Raw genomic sequence first — 18,550 nt, 5'->3', positions numbered from 1 at the left:
GTGAAAGCCTAGTCGGCGTCCTACTTGCCCTTGCCCTTGCCCTCGACCTCCGTGTCCGACTCCGGGTCCGACTCGGTGCCAACCCCGGCTTCCCGGGTCTCGTCCTCCCCAGACTCGTCCTCGGCAGAGTCGTCCTCGGCAGACTCGTCCTTCACGGCGTCGCCCTTCGCGGGGTCGTCCTCCGACGTCTCGTCGGTGCGGGGGTCGGAGCCCGGGTCCTCTTCGTGATCCGAATCCTCTGCCGTGTCGCTTTGGTCCGCTGCCTCGTGGTCGTCCGCCGGCTTGTCGCCTGTCGGCTCAGGATGGTCCTCGCGCAGGACTGCGGCAGCCAGGCGACCCTCGCGCCACATGAGCAGCTGGGCGACGATGAGCCCGAGCAGTCCGGCCCACGCGAACAGCAGCACGCCGGCGAGCCACCATGTGGCCCCGACGATTCCGAAGATTCCCAGTGGGCCACCTGCGGCCCAGGTGACGCCGGCGGTGACCAGTCCTGCGAACCCCGCCGCGGCCAGAACCGTCCGAGCAGCGTCGAGGCTTCCCACAGGTGCCCCGTCGGCCTGCGCCTGGAGCGTGCGTTGCGCGGCAAACCGGCCGAGCAGAGCACCGACTGTTGCCGGCACAGCGAGCAGTACCGGCCACAGTGCGTGCGCCGGCCCCGCCGGGATCGCCGCGAGGATCGGGAGAGCAGGCAGATCGCCGCCCGACGCCTCGAACAAACTCAACCGGACCTGTCCGAACTGTGCGGTGCTTCCGGCCAGCACCGCGGACGCACCGATCACCAGATTCGGCAGGTACAGGATCGACAGGACGGTGAGTCCGAGGACGCCTGCCCAGCTTTCACCGCGTGCCAGCAGGCCGCCCAGCGTGGTCCACGACCACAGCAGTCCCACGACGACGAGGACACCGCCCACCGCGAACATGCCGAGCACCGCCCTCGCCGCGGGGCGGACCGACAGCACGAGCCATTCCGGCACCGCGTACCGGAGGACGAGCGGCCGCCACAGACGTGAGCCGATTCCGAGCAACGCGGCGAGCAGGTACAGGCCCGTCACCCACGCCAGAGCCGCAGCGGGGTTCGGCGACGCGACAGGGAGGACACCCGCCGCGTCCTGCATCACGACGAGCGCGACGACCGTGACGGTCAGCGGGCCGGCCAGTGTTGCCGCGGTGATGCGTGCGGCATCGTGGCCTTCGAGTTGGTACCCGGTGTAGTCCATGACGGCGTCTGCCGCCGAGGCGGACCCTCGCGCCGACAACCACACCAGGACCGCCGTGGGCAGCAGGGGAAGTACACCGAGCGAGGTGCCGTCGATCGTGAGGGTCACCTGGTGCAGCGCGAGCCAGGTACCCGCGACGGCGGCGTAGATCCCCGTCAGGTCGCTGTTCGCGAGCACCATGGTGGTCACCACGACGGTGGCGACCACCGCGAGCGTCACCGAGGGAAGACGTGCCGCGGTACCGACCAGGATGCGGAACCGCTCCGGATCGAGGTGGCCGTCCTCGGGTGGAGTGTGCCGGGTCGACCGGCCGAGCGTCGAAGTCATCGAGTCGAGGGTGTCACCGACGTGTCGCGGAGGGTGTCAGGCGCGCCGATCACCGTTGGTCACCCGGTGAACGGAACACCTGGGTAGGGGCGGACTCGCCGGGAGCGGAACCCTCGTTCTCTTCGGCGAGGTTCTCTGCGGCGCGGTTCTCTGCGGCGCGCTCGGCATCGGACTCGGGTGTCGACGACGCACCCTCCTGCTCCGGGCGGCCCGGCGCCTGCTGCGCGTCGGCCGACGGCTGCGCGTCCGTGTGCTCCGACTCGGACCGGTCGTACTCGCCACCGGTGTTCGCCCCGGAATGCGACTGGGCGGCCTGGTCGGGCCGGCCGTACGGAGCGCCAGTGAACCGCTGGGTGCGTTCCTGGTCGGCGACCCCGTGTTCGCCCGAGTGCTGCTGGCCGAACTGCCCACCGTGCTGCTGCGCGCCCGCAAAAGGCTGGTCGCCCGCAAAAGGCTGGTCGCCCGGCTGCTGCCCCGCGGGGTACTGCGACTCCGGCGAGGGCGACGCGGAGGAAGACGACCCACCGGGGTACTGCTGAGCACCGGACTGCTCGGACTGTCGGCCGGAGGCGGGCTGGCCCGGGTACTGCTGCGCCCCGCCGTACTGCTGGGCACCATACTGCTGGGCACCGTACTGCTGACCCGGGAACTGCTGAGCGCCGAACTGCTGACCCGGATACTGCTGGGCTCCGGCGGCCTGCCCGCCGTACTGCTGGCCCCCGTACTGGCCGCCGTACTGCTGCTGACCGGTGTACTGCTGCCCGCCGTACTGCTGGGCACCGAATTGCTGTCCCGGGTACTGCTGGGCACCGAACTGTCCGAGACCCTGCTGCGGCGAACCCTGCTGTGCCGCACCCGGCTGTCCCGAACCCTGCGGATAGCCTTGTGCGCCACTGTTCTGCGGTGCCGAGCGTCCGGGCACCAGAATGCCGAGTCCGAACAGCAGAGTGACCACGGCGAGCGCGGCCTGCACGAAGCCGAAGACGAGGATCGTGACTCCGCCCCAGGCGATTCCCGTGTCTTCCGGCAGGTGGAACAACTGGAAGAGCGAGGTCACGAAGCCGACTCCCGACGCGACCACTGCCACTGCCCGCAGATCCTGGCCGGGCAGCAGCGAGAGCGCTGCGCTGACACCACCGAGCAGCAGGAAAGCGAGGGGCACGACGGCGAATCCGAAATCGAACGACGACAGTGCGACGCGGGAACCGAACGTGATGCTCACATACGGCGCGAGACCGAGTAGAAAGTTCACGACACCGAGCGCGGCGACCACAAGTGGCAGCAGCAGCGGCACCACCTTGCTCGGGGTGGATTGCCCTGCGGGGAAATTCATCGGTCCTCCTGCTGTCGGTTCGGCTGTCGTCCGTCTCTGCGTACCAGCCTAGGCACGACCCGCGAGAATGGGGCTATGCCGCACACTTTTGCCCCGGGCCCGGATGTCGTCGTGGAAACCGAGGTCAAACGTTCACGGTTTCTCGCCGCGCTCCGGCGCGTCGAATCGCCGGAGTCTGCGCTGGCCTTCGTCGAGGAACAACGGAGACTGTATCCCGATGCACGCCACCACTGCTGGGCGTTCGTCGTCGGCGACGAGCATGCGACGCGGGCCGAGCGGTCGAGCGACGACGGCGAACCGGGCGGAACCGCGGGCGTCCCCATGTTGCAGGTCCTGCATCACCGCGATCTCGTGAACGTCGCTGTGGTGGTGACGCGGTGGTTCGGTGGCATCAAGCTGGGTGCGGGCGGACTCGTGCGCGCCTACTCCGGAGCGGTCACGACCGCGCTCGACTCGGCGCGCGTGGTCACGCGGGTCCGCCGGGAGTTGTTCGAACTCGGGGTCGATCATGCCGACGCAGGTCGCGTGGAAGCCGAGCTACGGCAGCGCGGGGTCAGCGTGCTCGGCGTCGCGTACGGCGAGCGTGCGGTGCTGACCGTCGCGACGTCCGACCCGGCCGTTCTCACGGCGACGGTCGCATCGGTCACGTCCGGTTCGGGTGACCCGACGCCCGTGGGACACCAGTGGATCGACGAGTAGGCACCGAAAGCACACTGCCCGTGTGTGTTCCGTCAGGAACACACACGGGCAGAGGTCGGACGGTGCGAAATTACAGCGACTGCAGAATTTCGCGCGCGAGAGCGGCTGTCTCGGACGGCGTCTTGCCGACCTTCACGCCGGCAGCCTCGAGGGCGTCCTTCTTGGCCTGGGCGGTGCCCGAGGAACCGGAGACGATGGCGCCGGCGTGGCCCATGGTCTTGCCCTCGGGTGCGGTGAAGCCCGCGACGTAGCCGACGACCGGCTTGGTCACGTTGGCCTTGATGTAATCGGCTGCGCGCTCCTCGGCGTCGCCGCCGATCTCGCCGATCATCACGATGACCTTGGTCTCGGGATCCTTCTCGAACGCAGCGATCGCGTCGATGTGGGTGGTGCCGATGACCGGGTCGCCGCCGATGCCGATGGCGGTCGAGAAACCGTACTCACGGAGTTCGAACATCATCTGGTAGGTCAGGGTGCCCGACTTCGACACGAGACCGACCGGGCCCTTGCCTGCGATGTTCGCCGGGGTGATGCCGACCAGCGCCTCACCCGGGGTGATGATGCCGGGGCAGTTGGGGCCGATGATCCGGGTCTTCTCGCCCTTGTCGACGTTGTAGGCCCACGCGTACGCGGAGTCCTGCACCGGGATGCCCTCGGTGATGACGACCAGCAGCGGGATCTCCGCGTCGATGGCCTCGACGATGGCGTCCTTCGCGAAGGCCGGCGGAACGAACGCGATGGAGACGTCCGCGCCGGTCTCCTTCATGGCCTCGGCGACGGTGCCGTAGACCGGCAGTTCGACGGCGTTGCCGTCCTTGTCGGTGTGCGAGACCGTGGTGCCGGCCTTGCGGGCGTTGACGCCGCCGACAACCTGGGTGCCGGCCTTGAGCATGAGGGCGGTGTGCTTGGTGCCCTCGCCGCCGGTGATGCCCTGGACGATGACCTTGGAATCCTTGGTAAGGAAGATTGCCATTGTTCTGTGTGTCCCTTTACTTCGCTGCGAAGGCGAGCTCGGCAGCCTTGTCGGCAGCCTCGTCCATGGTGGCGACGACCGTGACCAGCGGGTGGTTGGCCTCGGAGAGGATGCGGCGACCCTCCTCGACGTTGTTGCCGTCGAGGCGGACGACCAGCGGCTTGTTGGCCTCGTCGCCCAGCGTCTCGAGCGCGCCGACGATGCCGTTTGCCACGGCGTCACATGCGGTGATGCCACCGAAGACGTTGACGAACACGCTCTTGACCTGCTCGTCGTTCAGGATCACGTCCAGACCGGCGGCCATGACGGCAGCCGAAGCGCCGCCACCGATATCGAGGAAGTTGGCGGGCTTGACTCCGCCGTGCTTCTCACCCGCGTAGGCGACGACGTCCAGGGTGGACATCACGAGTCCTGCGCCGTTACCGATGATGCCGACCTCGCCGTCGAGCTTGACGTAGTTGAGGTCGTTCTCCTTGGCCTTCAGCTCGAGCGGGTCGGTCGCGTCCCGATCCTCGAATGCCTCGTGGCCGGGCTGACGGAAGGCAGCGTTCTCGTCCAGCGTCACCTTGCCGTCGAGAGCCAGGATCTGGTCGTCCGGGGTGCGGACGAGGGGGTTCACCTCGACGAGGAGCGCGTCCTCCTTGATGAACACCTCCCACAGCTTCTGGATGGTGTTGGCGGCGGCATCGAGCACCTCTGCGGGCAGCTTGCCGGCCTCGGCGATTTCGCGTGCGAAGGCCAGGTCGACGCCCTTGACTGCGTCCACCGGGATCTTCGCGAGGGCGTCCGGGTTCTCCTCGGCGGTGACCTCGATCTCGACGCCACCCTCCACGGAGCACATCGCCAGGTAGGTGCGGTTGGTGCGGTCGAGCAGGAAGGAGATGTAGTACTCCTCGGCGATGTCACTCGCCTCTGCGACCAGCAGCTTCTTCACGACGTGGCCCTTGATGTCGAGACCCAGGATGGCCTCGGCGTTGGCTACGGCGGCATCGACGTCGGCGGAGTACTTCACGCCGCCGGCCTTGCCACGGCCGCCGACCTTGACCTGCGCCTTGACCATCACGGGCTTGCCGATTTCCTCGGCGATCTCGCGGGCTCCGGCGACCGTGTCGGTAACACGTCCAGCCGACGTCGGCACGTCATGCTTGGCGAAAAGTTCCTTCGCCTGGTATTCGAAGAGATCCATCTGCTCACCGTCTCGTCTGCGTTCACGCCCGCTCGGGGGTATTGAGCGGGCCGGTTCGGACTCTAGTTACATGGACGCCCTGCGAAACGTCCGCGCTCCGGGCATGTGGCGCATGTCACGGATCCTGGACGCTGAGGGTTAGCTCACGGGTTTCCTCCCGGAATGTGAGAACGCCGCAACCAAGAGGAGCACCATCCCCAGGATGACAGGCGCCGCTCACGGGGCCGCGACCGGCTCCCCTCGAGGCCGCCCGGCAATCGACCCCGATCGCTCCGAGACTCTTTCGCAATGCAAAAGTCATTGGATGTTTCGATGCGTGACCTTCGGCCCAATCCCCACTTTTCCCAGCACGTAACTGTGATGCCGCTCACATAAGGGCTTTGGTTTGCGTTATAGGTTGCCCTGCCTGCGATCATTTCGTTACCGTCCCTCTGGTCAAGTAACGATGAGGTCACGAAACGGAGGATGGCGATGCGCCCAGGCAGCCCGATTGCCGAAAGCCACGCCCGCCGGCCCGAAACGGCACCGGACGACTGGAACGCTTGGACCACAGCGACCATAGATTTTCGCACGACGGGCCTCGCCTCCGAGCCGACCTATTACGTCGAAGAGGCTCGCACCTCGCATTCCGCCGATTCTTCCGACACCGTCTCTCCCGCTCGTCGTAGCGGAGCGCACCGGGTGCCCACTCCCCCGACCGCGCTCAAGGGCCGTGCCGCCGTGTTCGCCGTTGCCGCCGGCGCAGTCGTCGCAGCGGGTCAGGCAGCGACCAACGGTTCACCCGGCCAGAACGCCGACCACAGCCAGGTCGCACTCGCCGCAGATACCAGCGACTCCTCGGTCATCACGGCCACCGCGGTGCCGCAGGCAGCGCAGTTCACCTCCGACAGCGCCGGCGCGGCACCCTCGCAAGCGCCCCAGGTGCTCAACATCGCCGACCCCAACGACCTGTCGCAGTTCTCCAACCTCCTCGCCAAGGGCGAACGCTTCAGCGAGGAGCGCGCGGCACGCGAGGCAGCGGCACGCCGGCCCCTGTTCGTTCTTCCCGCCGCAGGTTCGTTCACGTCGAACTTCGGTGCCCGTTGGGGCACTCTTCACGCCGGCATCGACATCGCCGGCCCGATCGGCACCCCGATCCTCGCGGTCGCCGACGGCGAAGTCATCGATTCCGGTCCCGCATCGGGCTTCGGCATGTGGATCCGGTTGCTGCACGCCGACGGCACGGTCACCGTGTACGGACACATCGATCAGTCGATGGTCACCGTGGGCCAGCAGGTCCTGGCCGGCGACCAGATCGCCACCATGGGCAACCGCGGCTTTTCCACCGGTCCGCACCTGCACTTCGAGGTGCACCTCAACGGCGTCGACAAGATCGACCCGGTGCCGTGGCTCGCCACCCGGGGCATCGCCCCCGGCAGCAACCGCGTCTGACGAAACCCCCCGCGTCTGACGAAGCCCCGGATCGCGCGCCCGTCCGCCGCGATACCGGTCGTTTCACGACAGCACGCGAGGGCAACCGCGGTGCGGCCGCCTAGAGCTTGATCATCGGCACGCCGCCGACCAGCATCAGCCGGACCTTACCGGCACTTCCGAAGTCGATGACGACGGTCGCGGTGGGTCCACTGCCCTTCGTCTCCAGAACCGTGCCCAGCCCGTACTTGTCGTGGCTGACACGGTCGCCGACGGCGAGCACGAGGTGATTGTTGCGCCCGCGCGGCGCCCCGAAACTCGGCGAGGACGAACGCTCCTCCCTGGCACCGAACCGCGATCCCGTGCCCGAGCCGATGGCATGTCCGCGACCCGGCCCCGGATCCGTCCGCTTCCATTCGACGAGGTGCTGCGGAATCTCTTGCAGGAAACGAGATTCCGGATTCGTGACGGGCTGTCCCCACGACGAGCGCAGCACAGCGCGGCTGACGTACAGACGACGGCGCGCACGCGTGATGCCGACGTAGGCCAGACGCCGCTCTTCGGACAACTCGGCAGGATCACCGAGCGCTCGCATGTGCGGGAACTGCCCGTCTTCCCAGCCCGTCACGAACACGACGGGGAACTCGAGTCCCTTGGCGGTGTGCAGCGTCATCAACGTGACGACACCGTCCTGGTTTTCGGGGATCTGGTCGGCGTCGGCGACGAGTGAGACCTTCTCCAGGAACGCCGCCAGCGAACCTGGATCCGGGTCGCCGTCCTCACGTCCCACATCTTCGATACCCGCCGCATTACGCACGTCTGCGCTGAATTCCCGTGCGACACTGACGAGTTCGTTGAGGTTGTCGAGCCGGGCGCCGTCCTGCGGATCGTCGCTGGCGGCGAGTTCGGAGCTGTAGCCGGTGCGGTCGAGTATCGCCTCGACCACGTCGCCGATGTCGACCGTGTCGTTGCCGTCGGCATCGGAGACCACCAGCATCGCCCGCAGTTCGTCGAGAATCTCCACGAAACCGGCGATCGCCTTCTGCGCACGGGTGTTCAGCAGGGCCACCTTGCCCTCGGCCGCATCCCGCAGCGCCTGACCGAACCCGATGCCGAGACGCTCGGCATGCACCGCCACGCAGGCCTCGGCCCGGTCGCCGATGCCGCGTCGGGGCGTGTTGAGGATCCGGCGCAGGCTCACGGTGTCCTCGGGATTCTCGAGGACCTTGAGGTACGCAACGATGTCGCGCACTTCCTTGCGCTCGTAGAACCGGACCCCGCCGACGACCTTGTACGGCACGCCGTGGCGGATGAACACATCCTCGAAGGGCCGGGACGCGTTGTTGGTGCGATAGAACACCGCGATATCGGAGAACTTGATTCCCTCGTCGACGAGACGGTCGATCTCCGCCGCGACGAACCGCGCCTCGTCGTGCTCGTTGTCGGCCACGTACCCGACGACGAGATCGCCCTCACCGGAATCGGTCCACAGCCGCTTATCGCGACGACCGGTGTTGCGGGAGATCACCGCGTTCGCCGCGGACAGGATGTTCTGGGTGGACCGGTAGTTCTGCTCGAGCAGGATCGTGCGCGCCTGGGGATAGTCGCGTTCGAATTCCTCGATGTTGCGGATGGTCGCGCCGCGGAATGCGTAGATCGACTGGTCGGCGTCGCCGACCACGCACAGTTCGCTCGGCTCGACGGTGGACTCGTCGTCGGGGTCGCCCACCAGGGTGCGGACCAGCACGTACTGGGCGTGGTTCGTGTCCTGGTACTCGTCGACCAGCACGTGCCGGAAGCGTCGGCGGTAGTACTCGGCGACGTCCGGGTGAGCCTGCAGCAACGCGACGGTCTCGCCGATCAGGTCGTCGAAGTCGAAGGCGTTCGCAGCGCGGAGACGTTGCTGATACAGCGCGTACACCCGCGCGACGATCCGTTCCAGGTCGCCGGCGTCGGCACCGACGGCGGCCGCCGCCTCTTCCGGACCGATCAGCTCGTTCTTCAGATTGGAGATCTGGGTGGAGAGCAACCGCGGAGAGTACTTCTTGATGTCGAGTTCGAGGTCTTTCGCGATCATCGTCAGCAGCCGGCGCGAATCGTCGGCGTCGTAGATCGTGAAGTTGGAGTTCATACCGGGCAGGAGACTCGCCTGGGCCCGCAGAATCCGGACACAGCTCGAGTGGAAGGTCGAGACCCACATCGACAGGGCACGTGGCCCGACCAGAGCGGCGACGCGCTCGCGCATCTCGGCGGCTGCTTTGTTGGTGAACGTGATGGCGAGCACCTGACCGGGTGCGACGCCTCGCTCGCCCAGCAGGTAGGCGATCCGCCGCGTGAGCACTGCCGTCTTACCCGAGCCCGCACCCGCCACGATGAGCAGCGGCCCACCTTCGTGCGTGACCGCTTCCCGCTGTTGTGGATTGAGTCCCTCGAGGAGAGCGTCCGAATCGGGGGTGGTGTGGGCGGGAGCAACGGGAGTGTTCATCGTTCTACCAAACTACCGGACGCGTACGACAGCGAATCCCCGAGTTGGCCGCCGAATAGCAGGGTGGCAAACTGGATGGTATGTCATGCGCCCTTCCCCGGTCCGGCGGCGACCGGGTGGCCGATTCGAACGCTCGGCCACCGACGTTTCCGATGCCGGGTACCCGCCGCCCGACCCGGGGCGATTCCAGCGCTGACGCGAGGAGATGACATTGAACACCAACATCGACGCCGCCCTTTCCGGCGACGCCGCCGACGCGGTGCCCACCACCGAGGCCGAGATCGACGAACTCCGCAAGGAGATCGATCGCCTCGACGCCGAGATCCTCGCGGCCGTCAAGCGCCGCACCGAGGTCTCCCGCATCATCGGCCGAACCCGGATGGCGTCCGGCGGCACGAGGCTCGTGCACAGCCGCGAGATGAAAGTACTCGAGCGTTTCAGCGAACTGGGCCAGGAAGGCCACACCCTCGCGATGCTGCTGCTGCGTCTCGGCCGCGGTCGCCTCGGCCACTAGCCCACGGGCAGTGCCGGCCTGAACACTGCCGGCCCGTGGGCGTAGCGGCCGGGCCCCTCGCATTACCGAAGCGCGATGTATTTGGTCTCGAGGTATTCCTCGATCCCTTCGGTTCCGCCTTCGCGGCCGATGCCGGACGCCTTGATCCCGCCGAACGGTGCGGCGACATCCGACACCACTCCCCGGTTCACGCCGACGATGCCCGATTCCAGGGCATCCGACACCCGGAGCGCCCGATCCAGATCGCGCGTGAAGATGTACGCCGCCAGCCCGTACTCGGTGTCGTTGGCGGCGGCGACGGCCTCGTCCTCCGTGTCGAAGCCGGTGACGGCGGCGACCGGTCCGAAGACCTCTTCCCGCAGGATGCGAGCGGTACGCGGTACGTCGTCGAGCACCGTGGCCGGATAGAACCAGCCCGGGCCCTCGGGGGTCTCGCCGCCCAGTCGCACCGTCGCGCCTCCCGCCACTGCGTCTTCGACCAGTTCGATCACCGTCTTCTTCTGGTTCTCGTTGATCAGCGGCCCGAGGGTCGCGTCGGGATCGGTCCCCGGCCCGAGCTTGTACGACGCCATGCGCTCGGTGAGCTTGGTGACGAATTCCTCCCGGACGGAGTTCGCGACGTGGAACCGATTCGCGGCGGTGCACGCCTCACCGCCGTTACGCAGTTTGGCCGCAACCGCACCCTCGACCGCCTCGTCGAGGTCGGCGTCGTCGAACACGACGAACGGTGCATTTCCGCCGAGTTCCAGGGAGGTGCGCAGGAGCGACCGGCCGGCGGTCTGCGCGAGCGACCGGCCTACCGCCGTCGATCCGGTGAAGGTGAGTTTGCGGAGCCGCGGATCGTCGAGCAGGGGGCCGGTCACATCACCGGCGTGCGAGGTCGGCAGCACCGACAACACGCCCGCGGGCAGACCGGCGTCGGCGAAGAACTGCGCGAGCAGCAGCAGAGTCAGCGGCGTCTCCGACGCAGGTTTGACGAGCATCGTGCACCCCGCGGCCAGAGCGGGCGCGATCTTGCGGGTGCCCATCGCGAGGGGGAAATTCCACGGCGTGATCGCAAGACACGGACCGACCGGTTGCTTGGTGACGAGAATGCGGCCGTTGCCTGCCGGGGCCGGGGTGTAGCGGCCGGCGATCCGCACTGCTTCCTCGGAGAACCATCGTAGGAACTCGGTGCCGTACGCGACTTCGGACCGGCTCTCGGGCAATGCTTTACCCATTTCGAGGGTCATGAGCAGCGCGACGTCGTCGGCGCGTTCGCTGATCTTCGCCCACACCGCGCGAAGAAGTTCTGCTCGCTCACGCGGGGGCGTCGCGGCCCAGTCGCGGCCCGCGGTCACCGCAGCATCCAGTGCGCGCATGGCGTCGTCGGGAGTGGCGTCGGCCACCTCGGCCAGAACGTCGCCCGTGGCGGGGTTGTGGACGGGAAAGGTCGCTCGATTTCCGGCAGGCACCCACTCGCCACCGAGAAAGAGGTCGGTGGGCACGGACCGGATCAGTTCTGATGTGTCCATGAACCCCATCATGCGCGTCCTGCGGCGCGGAGGGCGCAAACCCGGCGGTTCAGGGAGGTGGACACTACTGTCGGTCGCATGAGCGACGTGACCCGATCCACCCAGTGGCAGCAGTTGGTCGACCATCGCGCGGAGGTCGAGGGGATGCATCTGCGGGAGATGTTCGCCGCCGATCCCGGCCGCGCCGACGCGATGACCGCCGTCGCCGGGGATCTGGTCGTCGACTACAGCAAACACCGGGTCACCGCCCACACCATGGACCTACTGCTCGATCTCGCCCGGGCGGTCGGGATCGAGGCGGCCCGCGATGCGATGTTCACCGGCGAGCACATCAACGTCACCGAAGACCGGGCGGTGCTGCACACCGCGTTGCGGTTGCCGCGGTCGGCGCAGTTGGTCGTCGACGGGCAGGACGTGGTCGCCGATGTGCACGAAGTACTCGATGCGATGGGCGAATTCACCGATCGGGTGCGTGACGGGCGGTGGCGCGGGGCGACCGGGGAGAAGATCACCACGGTGGTCAACATCGGGATCGGGGGGTCGGATCTGGGGCCGGTGATGGTGACGCGGGCGTTGCGGCACTATCACGACGGTCCGCAGGTGCGGTTCGTCTCGAACGTCGATCCGGCGGATCTGACGGGGGTGCTGACGGGGCTGGATCCGGCGTCGACGTTGTTCGTGGTGGCGTCGAAGACGTTCTCCACGCTCGAGACGTTGTGCAATGCCACGGCGGCGCGGCGGTGGCTGGTGGCGGCGCTCGGTGAGGAGGCGGTGGCGTCGCATTTCGTGGCGGTGTCGACGCATACGCAGCGGGTGGCGGAGTTCGGGATCGATCCGGTGAACATGTTCGGGTTCTGGGAGTGGGTGGGGGGCCGGTATTCGGTGGATTCGGCGATCGGGTTGGCGGTGATGTGCGGGATCGGGCGGGAGCGGTTCGGCGAGTTGCTGGCCGGGTTCCGGGTGATGGACGAGCATTTTCTGTCGGCGCCGCTCGAGCGCAATGTTCCGGTGCTGTTGGGGTTGCTGGGGGTGTGGTACACGTCGGTGCTGGGGGCGCAGTCGCGGGTGGTGTTGCCGTATGCGAATGATCTGGTGCGGTTTCCGGCGTATTTGCAGCAGTTGGCGATGGAGTCGAACGGCAAGTCGGTGCGGGTGGACGGGTCGCCGGTGTCGTATCGGACGGGGGAGATTTTTTGGGGCGAGCCGGGGACGAACGGGCAGCATGCGTTTTTCCAGTTGTTGCATCAGGGGACGCATCTGGTGCCGGCGGATTTCATCGGGTTCGGTCGGTCGACCGATGATCTGCCGGTGGCCGAGGGGTCGGGGTCGATGCATGAGGTGTTGATGGCGAACATGTTTGCGCAGGCGAAGGTGTTGGCGTTCGGGAAGTCGGCGGCGGAGATTCGGGGGGAGGGGGTGGCGGAGGAGTTGGTGGCGCACAAGGTGATGCCGGGTGATCGGCCGTCGACGACGGTGTTGGCGCCGGTGTTGTCGCCGTCGACGTTGGGGCAGTTGATTGCGTTGTACGAGCATGAGGTGTTTGTGGAGGGTGTGGTGTGGGGGATCGATTCGTTCGATCAGTGGGGTGTGGAGTTGGGGAAGGCGCAGGCGTCGGTGTTGTCGCCGGTGTTGGGGGGTGTGGGTGAGCCGGAGTCGGGTGATGCGTCCACGGACAACCTGATCCGCACATACCGCCGTATGCGCGACGCGGACTGACGTCCCTCCCCGGCGCGACGCCCGAAACCGTTACGCAGCGCGAGAATCCGGCCACGCGGCGGTGGTGTGTACCTGCCCCCGGCGGTCGACGAGCCGCCCCGCGAGTGCGTACTGCTCGAGCCACGCGATCGCACCGACCTCGCAGTGCAGAGCCGTCTGCGCCGCAGCGTCGGCCCAGACCGCATCGGGCGCGACCACCGTGACGACGTGCCACCGGTCGTCGGCCCGGTCCCCGGCCCTACGGGAGGCGACCGCGGTGCCGGCAGGTAATTCGATGTCGTTCCGGCCTGGCAACGCCACCTGCCATCCGCCGTCCGGTCGCGTGCCGGCGGTGGCCGCCGTGTCGCCGATACGCACCAGGACGCCGCACTCGAGCCCCTCCGCGGCGAGTGCCGCCCCGTAGCCGGCGGTATCGGCGCGCGCAGTCTCCTCGATGTCGAGACCCGCGCCCCACGGCGCGTGAACGGTGTCGCCCTCGATCCGGACGTCGAGGTAGCTCGGCACCGGGTGGACGGGGGGAACCGATTCGGCGTCGAGGCGGTTGTCGACCGGCGTGACGGCACCGTCGGTCATCCGGGCAGCCCGCAGGGCGGATCTGAGCAGCGTGGACAGGCGCGGGCTCACCCGCACGGGCACCCCTTGCCCGAGATTGACGGCGTGAAGTTCTGCGTCACCACGCCGGAGATCACACGCCGCCTCGGACACGTCGATCGTCGAGCGCACGATCTCCTCGGCCTGCCCGAGCGCACCGGGTTCGGTGACCGCGAGCACGACGTCCCGCCCCCACCCCCGCCACCGGCTCGTGTCGATCATGGTGGTCTCCCCTCGTGTGCGGGATTCACCGACCCTTTCCAGTATGCCCGGGGCTCCTCGCGGCAGCCCGTCTCAGATGCGGGACAAGATCGCCTCGGTGTCCACCCCGGTGGGCAACGTGCCCATCACGATCCCCCAGTCGTCGTCGAGCCTGCTCGCGCAGAACGCGTCGGCAACGGCGTGGTGGCCGTGCCGCACGAGTTGAGCGCCCTGCAGAACGAGGGCCATCAGTTCCACGATCCGCCGGGCGCGGTATTCGATGTTCTCCAGGTCTGCGAGTTCCTTGCCCACGCGGGTGATGGCGTGGTCCAATCGCGAATCCGCGCCCTGCGCGAGCCGTACCTCGGTGAAGAACGCGTCGACGGTGTCGGGTTGTTTGACCATGGCGCGCAGCGCGTCGAGAGCAGCGACGTTCCCGGATCCCTCCCAGATCGACATCAGCGGCGCTTCGCGGTACAGCCTCGGCATCCCGGACTCTTCGGCGTAACCGTTGCCACCGAGGCATTCGAGCGCTTCCGCGGCGTGGGCGGGCGCCCGCTTGCACACCCAGTACTTGGTGACCGCCAGTGCAATCCGCCGCAACGCCGCTTCCTGCGGGTCGCCCTGCGCGCGGTCGGTCGCGCCGGCGAGCCGCATCATCATGGTGGTCGACGCCTCGGACTCGATGACGAGATCGGCGAGAACGTTGCGCATGAGCGGTTGGTCGACGAGAAGCGCACCGAATGCTGCGCGGTGCCGCGCGTGGTGCACCGCGCGGAGCGTCGCCATCCGTATCCCCGTCGCGGACCCGATCACGCAGTCGAGCCGGGTCATGTTGACCATCTCGATGATCGTGGAGACACCGCGTCCCTCGGGTCCGACGACCCATCCGACGGCGCCCTCGTACTCGATCTCCGACGATGCATTGGATTTGTTCCCCAATTTGTCCTTCAGCCGCTGGATCCGGATGCGGTTGCGGTTGCCGTCGGGCAGGACGCGCGGCAAGAGGAAACAGGTGGGTCCGGCGCCGGTGTTCGCGAGGGTCAGGAACACGTCGGACATCGGAGCGGACGTGAACCATTTGTGCCCGACGATCGTGTACGTGCCGTCGGCGTTCGGTGTCGCGGTGGTGGTGTTGGCGCGGACGTCGGAGCCGCCCTGTTTCTCGGTCATCGACATCCCGGCGATGAGACCGCGTTTGCTCGTGGGTGTCCGCAGGCCGAAGTCGTAGTGCGGCGCCGCCAGTAGTGGTTCGTATTCCGCAGCGAGGGCCGGATTGTGGCGCAGCGCCGGAATCGCCGCGTAGGTCATCGAAATGGGGCACATATGGCCGGCGTCGGCCTGACCCCACACGTAGAACTTGGCGGCCCGGGCCACGTGTGCTCCTGGGCGCGGGTCGCGCCACGGCGCGCCGTGCAGACCGTGTTCGACCGCGACCGTCATCAGGTCGTGCCAATGCGGGTGGAACTCCACCTCGTCGATGCGGTTGCCGTACCGGTCGTGGGTGTGCAGGACGGGCGGATACTCGTTGGCGAGCCGGCCCCAGTCCTGTGCCCGCACCCCTCCTGCGAGCGCCCCGAGTTCGTGTACCTCGTCCTCTGCCCAGCTTCCGCCTTCCCGGTGCAGTCCTTCGATCAACGCGCGATCGTCGGCAGCGCTGTAGGGCACGAGATCGGGCACCTGGTTGGACACGATGTGTGTCGCGGGGAATGTCATGAGTGCGCTCCTAACGCGCGAAGGGACAGTGCCACGAGGGCCGGTACCGTGTCTGCCGAAGCCGCACCGGCCTGCAAGGGCCCGGTGAGTACTTCCCCGACCGCTCCGACGAGAGCGGCGGCAGCGAGATCCGGGTCTTGGTCCGGGAATTCGCCGGTGGTGATGCCGTACCGGATCGCGCCGGAGAATGCGGCGGCGAACGCTCTGCGCAGCACCAGTCGCTCTGCGTCGACAGCCGCGTCGACGGGTTCCGCGAGCAGGGCGTAGGCCAGCACGGGATTGTGCAGTGCCCGGAACGCGAAGGTTTCCACGATGGCCGAGATGCGCACGACCGCCGATCCCGTCGCGGCTGCGGACGCGACAGCCTCGACTTCTCGGCCGCACAGGTCCCGGAAGATCTGCACCATCAGATCCGACTTGTCGGCAAAATGCCGGTAGACGCTGCCGGTCGCGACGCCGGCGCGTTCGGCGACGGCGGCGATCGACATTTCCCGGTATCCACGTTCGGCGACGAGCGCCACCGCTGCGGCCGCGATCGCGTCGCGCTGGTCGTCGAGACGTTGTTGGACCGCCGGGGTCCGCCGGTACGGCATACCAAGGATTGAACCCCGGTTCAAACCTTTGGTCAACAGGGTTTCCGCCTGCGGTCCGGGCTACGGTCTAACGCATGAGTCGATTGAGCGTGGTGGACGAAATGTTCCTGCACCGACACCGCGGTTCCGGGCTTCCGTCGGTGATGCAGGGCCTGTGGCGCACCGACGACACCGTGCACGCTCCCCTCCTCATCTCCCTGCACGACGCGTTGTCACAAGGCCCCCTCGGCCGCCGGGTGGTTCGGCCCCGCATACCCGGAGCCCGTCCCCGATTCGTCGCGAGCACGCATTCGTACCCGCTGCGCTATCCCGCAGAGAAAGTGGCGGACAACGCGATCCTCGAGTGGGCCGATGCCCAGACCGAGGTCGACCTCGATCCCGAACACGGACCCGGGTGGTCACTGGTCGCAGCACATCTCGCAGGCGGTGGCACTCTCGTCTCCCTCGTCTGCTCCCACGTGCTGACCGACGCGCGGGGACTGATCGATGCTGTGGCCGAGGCTCTCGCCGGTCACGCCGAGCGACCCGACGAGTCCCACACCTCCGACGTCCGCGACGCGCTGCATGTCGTCCGCACGGTCGCGCGCGGTCTCCGGGGCGTGCGCCGGTCCGGTCCGCGGGAAAAACCGCCGGTCCCGCAGCCGGTGCGGTTGCGTCCCCGTACCGCCCTGATCGACGTGCCGAGCGACGAGTGGGACGCCGCTGCCGGCATCGGCGAAGGCACGGCGAATTCGCTGATGCTGGCGATCGCGACCGGAATCGCCCGGCGCGCAGGCATCCCGTTCCCGCTGAGGATCTCCATTCCTGTGGACGACCGCGGCTCCGGCACCACCTCCAACGGGGTATCGATGACGGGTATCACCGTCGACGCGGACGACACCGTGGCGACGATCAGAGCCAAAGCCACGCACGCGTACCGGCAGCCTCGCGAGGGCGCGCCGCACGGTATCCCCGCGGAGATCGTGCAACTCGTTCCCGACCGTGTCGCGGCCCGCCTCGCCAGAGGTGCCGGCGAGCGAGACATGCTGTGTTCCAATATCGGTCGCGTCCCGGCCGTGCTCGATGCATTCGGCCCGCACCGCACCGCCGGGGTGGCGATGCGCGCCATGCATCCCGGCCTCGGCACGAGGGACGCCACGACTACGACACGCCTGTCGACCTACCTGTGCAGCCGGAACGATCGATACACGCTCGCCCTCGTCGCCCTCGACGAAGAGCGCGTCCCCGACACCCGGACGCTGCGCGCGTTCATCGACGCAGAACTCGCCGAGAGAGGTCTGCACGCCACCTACTGGTGACCCGGGTCCTGGTGGCCCGCGTCCTGGTGCCTCGAGTCCCGGCCTCTTCCGAAGTCGGTGTCGAACCAGCGACCGAGCGACTCGCCGGGCAGGTCGCGCCGACGATACGTGCCGGGGATACGTTCCACGGAGCCGATCCGGTCCATGCGGTAGGTGCGCCACTCGTCTCTGTCGAGATCGAACCCGACGAGATACCAGTGGCCGGCCCGATATACATGGCGATACGGATCCGCCGTCCGGACGGACGTTGCATCGTTGCGGTCGCGGTAGCCGAAGCGGACCCGTCCGGACTCCGCGACCGCATCGGCCAGCGCACCGACCACCTGCACGCTGACGCCGTGCGCGTCGTCGAGCACTTCGGTGGCGAGGTCCATCGCGTGGGCACGTTGCCGCAGCGCCGGCGAGAGTACGTTCTCGACTTTCGCCAGCGCACTGTCCGCATCGTCCGCCCTGTCCGCGCCGCCCGCCCTGTCCGCGCTCGCGAGACGAGGCGCGATCAGTCGCACTCCGGCGACCAGGATCGCGACCTCGTCGGCGGTGAAGAGCAGCGGCGGGACGGACCGGCCCGCCCTCAGCCGGTACGCACTCGACGGGCCGGGCCGGCTGTCCACCCGATACCCCAGACGACGCAGCCGCTCGACATCGCGGCGGACCGTACGTGTGCTGACCTCCAGGCGGGCGGCGAGCACGGCTGCCGTCCACTCCCCTCCCCGCTGGAGAACCGACAGGAGTTCGAGCGCACGTGTCGTCGGGTCGCTCACCATGAACCCATGGTGA

15 protein-coding genes are annotated in these 18,550 nt (G+C 67.9%); 5 read left to right on the top strand and 10 right to left on the bottom strand.

Annotation, left to right across the window (positions count from 1 at the left end; all coding sequences use genetic code 11):
* Positions 1–20 precede the first annotated feature (20 nt).
* Both ACFWU2_RS05545 and ACFWU2_RS05540 read right to left on the bottom strand, forming a co-directional pair.
* Positions 21–1,544, bottom strand: coding sequence for a DUF6350 family protein (locus tag ACFWU2_RS05545; RefSeq protein WP_378602120.1), 1,524 nt, complete (start codon positions 1,542–1,544; stop codon positions 21–23).
* A 49-nt stretch (positions 1,545–1,593) separates the two neighbouring features.
* Positions 1,594–2,877, bottom strand: a complete 1,284-nt coding sequence (locus ACFWU2_RS05540) for a DUF5336 domain-containing protein (protein ID WP_378602117.1) — start codon at positions 2,875–2,877, stop codon at positions 1,594–1,596.
* Between the two features lie 75 nt (positions 2,878–2,952).
* Here ACFWU2_RS05540 and ACFWU2_RS05535 point away from each other — a divergent pair, with 75 nt between their 5' ends.
* A complete protein-coding gene (locus tag ACFWU2_RS05535) occupies positions 2,953–3,576 on the top strand; it encodes an IMPACT family protein (RefSeq protein WP_378602114.1) in 624 nt (207 codons plus the stop codon).
* A 70-nt stretch (positions 3,577–3,646) separates the two neighbouring features.
* Here ACFWU2_RS05535 and sucD read toward each other — a convergent pair whose 3' ends face one another.
* Positions 3,647–4,549 carry a succinate--CoA ligase subunit alpha gene (gene sucD / locus ACFWU2_RS05530; protein ID WP_169621435.1) on the bottom strand — a complete coding sequence of 301 codons (903 nt, stop codon included), beginning with the start codon at positions 4,547–4,549 and terminating at the stop codon, positions 3,647–3,649.
* A gap of 16 nt (positions 4,550–4,565) precedes the next feature.
* The gene (sucC, locus tag ACFWU2_RS05525; protein WP_296549575.1) at positions 4,566–5,735 is read right to left on the bottom strand and encodes an ADP-forming succinate--CoA ligase subunit beta; all 1,170 of its coding nucleotides are present in this window, start codon (positions 5,733–5,735) and stop codon (positions 4,566–4,568) included.
* A gap of 465 nt (positions 5,736–6,200) precedes the next feature.
* On the opposite strand from sucC, the gene ACFWU2_RS05520 reads away from it, so the two are divergent.
* Positions 6,201–7,166, top strand: a complete 966-nt coding sequence (locus ACFWU2_RS05520) for a M23 family metallopeptidase (RefSeq protein WP_378602109.1) — start codon at positions 6,201–6,203, stop codon at positions 7,164–7,166.
* Between the two features lie 100 nt (positions 7,167–7,266).
* Here the strand turns inward: ACFWU2_RS05520 and pcrA are convergent, their stop codons facing one another.
* Positions 7,267–9,630 (bottom strand): DNA helicase PcrA, encoded by a 2,364-nt coding sequence (gene pcrA / locus ACFWU2_RS05515; RefSeq protein WP_378602106.1) that lies wholly within the window; start codon positions 9,628–9,630, stop codon positions 7,267–7,269.
* A 205-nt stretch (positions 9,631–9,835) separates the two neighbouring features.
* Between pcrA and ACFWU2_RS05510 the strand changes: the two genes are divergently transcribed.
* Positions 9,836–10,144 carry a chorismate mutase gene (locus ACFWU2_RS05510; protein WP_378602103.1) on the top strand — a complete coding sequence of 103 codons (309 nt, stop codon included), beginning with the start codon at positions 9,836–9,838 and terminating at the stop codon, positions 10,142–10,144.
* Positions 10,145–10,206: 62 nt separating this feature from the next.
* On the opposite strand, the gene ACFWU2_RS05505 is transcribed toward ACFWU2_RS05510, so the two are convergent.
* Positions 10,207–11,658 carry an NAD-dependent succinate-semialdehyde dehydrogenase gene (locus ACFWU2_RS05505; RefSeq protein ID WP_378602100.1) on the bottom strand — a complete coding sequence of 484 codons (1,452 nt, stop codon included), beginning with the start codon at positions 11,656–11,658 and terminating at the stop codon, positions 10,207–10,209.
* Positions 11,659–11,736: 78 nt separating this feature from the next.
* Between ACFWU2_RS05505 and pgi the strand changes: the two genes are divergently transcribed.
* Positions 11,737–13,374, top strand: a complete 1,638-nt coding sequence (gene pgi, locus ACFWU2_RS05500) for a glucose-6-phosphate isomerase (protein ID WP_378602097.1) — start codon at positions 11,737–11,739, stop codon at positions 13,372–13,374.
* Between the two features lie 30 nt (positions 13,375–13,404).
* Here pgi and ACFWU2_RS05495 read toward each other — a convergent pair whose 3' ends face one another.
* The 3 genes from ACFWU2_RS05495 to ACFWU2_RS05485 all read right to left on the bottom strand — a co-directional run bounded on the left by ACFWU2_RS05495 (position 13,405) and on the right by ACFWU2_RS05485 (position 16,475).
* Positions 13,405–14,187: a hypothetical protein gene (locus ACFWU2_RS05495; RefSeq protein ID WP_378602094.1), complete on the bottom strand. Its 783-nt coding sequence runs from the start codon at positions 14,185–14,187 to the stop codon at positions 13,405–13,407.
* 72 nt (positions 14,188–14,259) lie between these two features.
* Positions 14,260–15,882 (bottom strand): acyl-CoA dehydrogenase family protein, encoded by a 1,623-nt coding sequence (locus tag ACFWU2_RS05490; protein ID WP_378602091.1) that lies wholly within the window; start codon positions 15,880–15,882, stop codon positions 14,260–14,262.
* Positions 15,879–16,475 (bottom strand): TetR/AcrR family transcriptional regulator, encoded by a 597-nt coding sequence (locus tag ACFWU2_RS05485; RefSeq protein ID WP_378602089.1) that lies wholly within the window; start codon positions 16,473–16,475, stop codon positions 15,879–15,881. The genes ACFWU2_RS05490 and ACFWU2_RS05485 overlap by 4 nt, the downstream gene beginning before the upstream one ends.
* 74 nt (positions 16,476–16,549) lie before the next feature.
* Between ACFWU2_RS05485 and ACFWU2_RS05480 the strand changes: the two genes are divergently transcribed.
* Positions 16,550–17,773 (top strand): hypothetical protein, encoded by a 1,224-nt coding sequence (locus tag ACFWU2_RS05480; RefSeq protein ID WP_378602087.1) that lies wholly within the window; start codon positions 16,550–16,552, stop codon positions 17,771–17,773.
* On the opposite strand, the gene ACFWU2_RS05475 is transcribed toward ACFWU2_RS05480, so the two are convergent.
* Positions 17,764–18,537: a helix-turn-helix transcriptional regulator gene (locus tag ACFWU2_RS05475; RefSeq protein WP_378602084.1), complete on the bottom strand. Its 774-nt coding sequence runs from the start codon at positions 18,535–18,537 to the stop codon at positions 17,764–17,766. The two genes, ACFWU2_RS05480 and ACFWU2_RS05475, sit on opposite strands and share 10 nt — an antisense overlap.
* Positions 18,538–18,550 lie beyond the last annotated feature (13 nt).

It is taken from the genome of Rhodococcus sp. NPDC058639 (genome assembly GCF_042717545.1).
In the GTDB taxonomy this organism is placed as follows: Bacteria; Actinomycetota; Actinomycetes; order Mycobacteriales; family Mycobacteriaceae; genus Rhodococcus.
The sequence above is the reverse complement of the archived record's forward strand: the minus strand, read 5'-3'. Positions and strand labels throughout refer to the sequence as shown.

Coding starts and splice junctions, on each gene's coding strand:
- ACFWU2_RS05540 (WP_378602117.1), bottom strand. CDS start 2,877: ATGAATTTCCCCGCAGGGCAATCCACCCCGAGCAAGGTGGTGCCGCTG.
- ACFWU2_RS05475 (WP_378602084.1), bottom strand. CDS start 18,537: ATGGTGAGCGACCCGACGACACGTGCGCTCGAACTCCTGTCGGTTCTC.
- sucC (WP_296549575.1), bottom strand. CDS start 5,735: ATGGATCTCTTCGAATACCAGGCGAAGGAACTTTTCGCCAAGCATGAC.
- pgi (WP_378602097.1), top strand. CDS start 11,737: ATGAGCGACGTGACCCGATCCACCCAGTGGCAGCAGTTGGTCGACCAT.
- sucD (WP_169621435.1), bottom strand. CDS start 4,549: ATGGCAATCTTCCTTACCAAGGATTCCAAGGTCATCGTCCAGGGCATC.
- ACFWU2_RS05505 (WP_378602100.1), bottom strand. CDS start 11,658: ATGGACACATCAGAACTGATCCGGTCCGTGCCCACCGACCTCTTTCTC.
- ACFWU2_RS05510 (WP_378602103.1), top strand. CDS start 9,836: ATGACATTGAACACCAACATCGACGCCGCCCTTTCCGGCGACGCCGCC.
- ACFWU2_RS05495 (WP_378602094.1), bottom strand. CDS start 14,187: ATGATCGACACGAGCCGGTGGCGGGGGTGGGGGCGGGACGTCGTGCTC.
- ACFWU2_RS05485 (WP_378602089.1), bottom strand. CDS start 16,475: ATGCCGTACCGGCGGACCCCGGCGGTCCAACAACGTCTCGACGACCAG.
- ACFWU2_RS05520 (WP_378602109.1), top strand. CDS start 6,201: ATGGCGATGCGCCCAGGCAGCCCGATTGCCGAAAGCCACGCCCGCCGG.
- pcrA (WP_378602106.1), bottom strand. CDS start 9,630: ATGAACACTCCCGTTGCTCCCGCCCACACCACCCCCGATTCGGACGCT.
- ACFWU2_RS05490 (WP_378602091.1), bottom strand. CDS start 15,882: ATGACATTCCCCGCGACACACATCGTGTCCAACCAGGTGCCCGATCTC.
- ACFWU2_RS05480 (WP_378602087.1), top strand. CDS start 16,550: ATGAGTCGATTGAGCGTGGTGGACGAAATGTTCCTGCACCGACACCGC.
- ACFWU2_RS05545 (WP_378602120.1), bottom strand. CDS start 1,544: ATGACTTCGACGCTCGGCCGGTCGACCCGGCACACTCCACCCGAGGAC.
- ACFWU2_RS05535 (WP_378602114.1), top strand. CDS start 2,953: ATGCCGCACACTTTTGCCCCGGGCCCGGATGTCGTCGTGGAAACCGAG.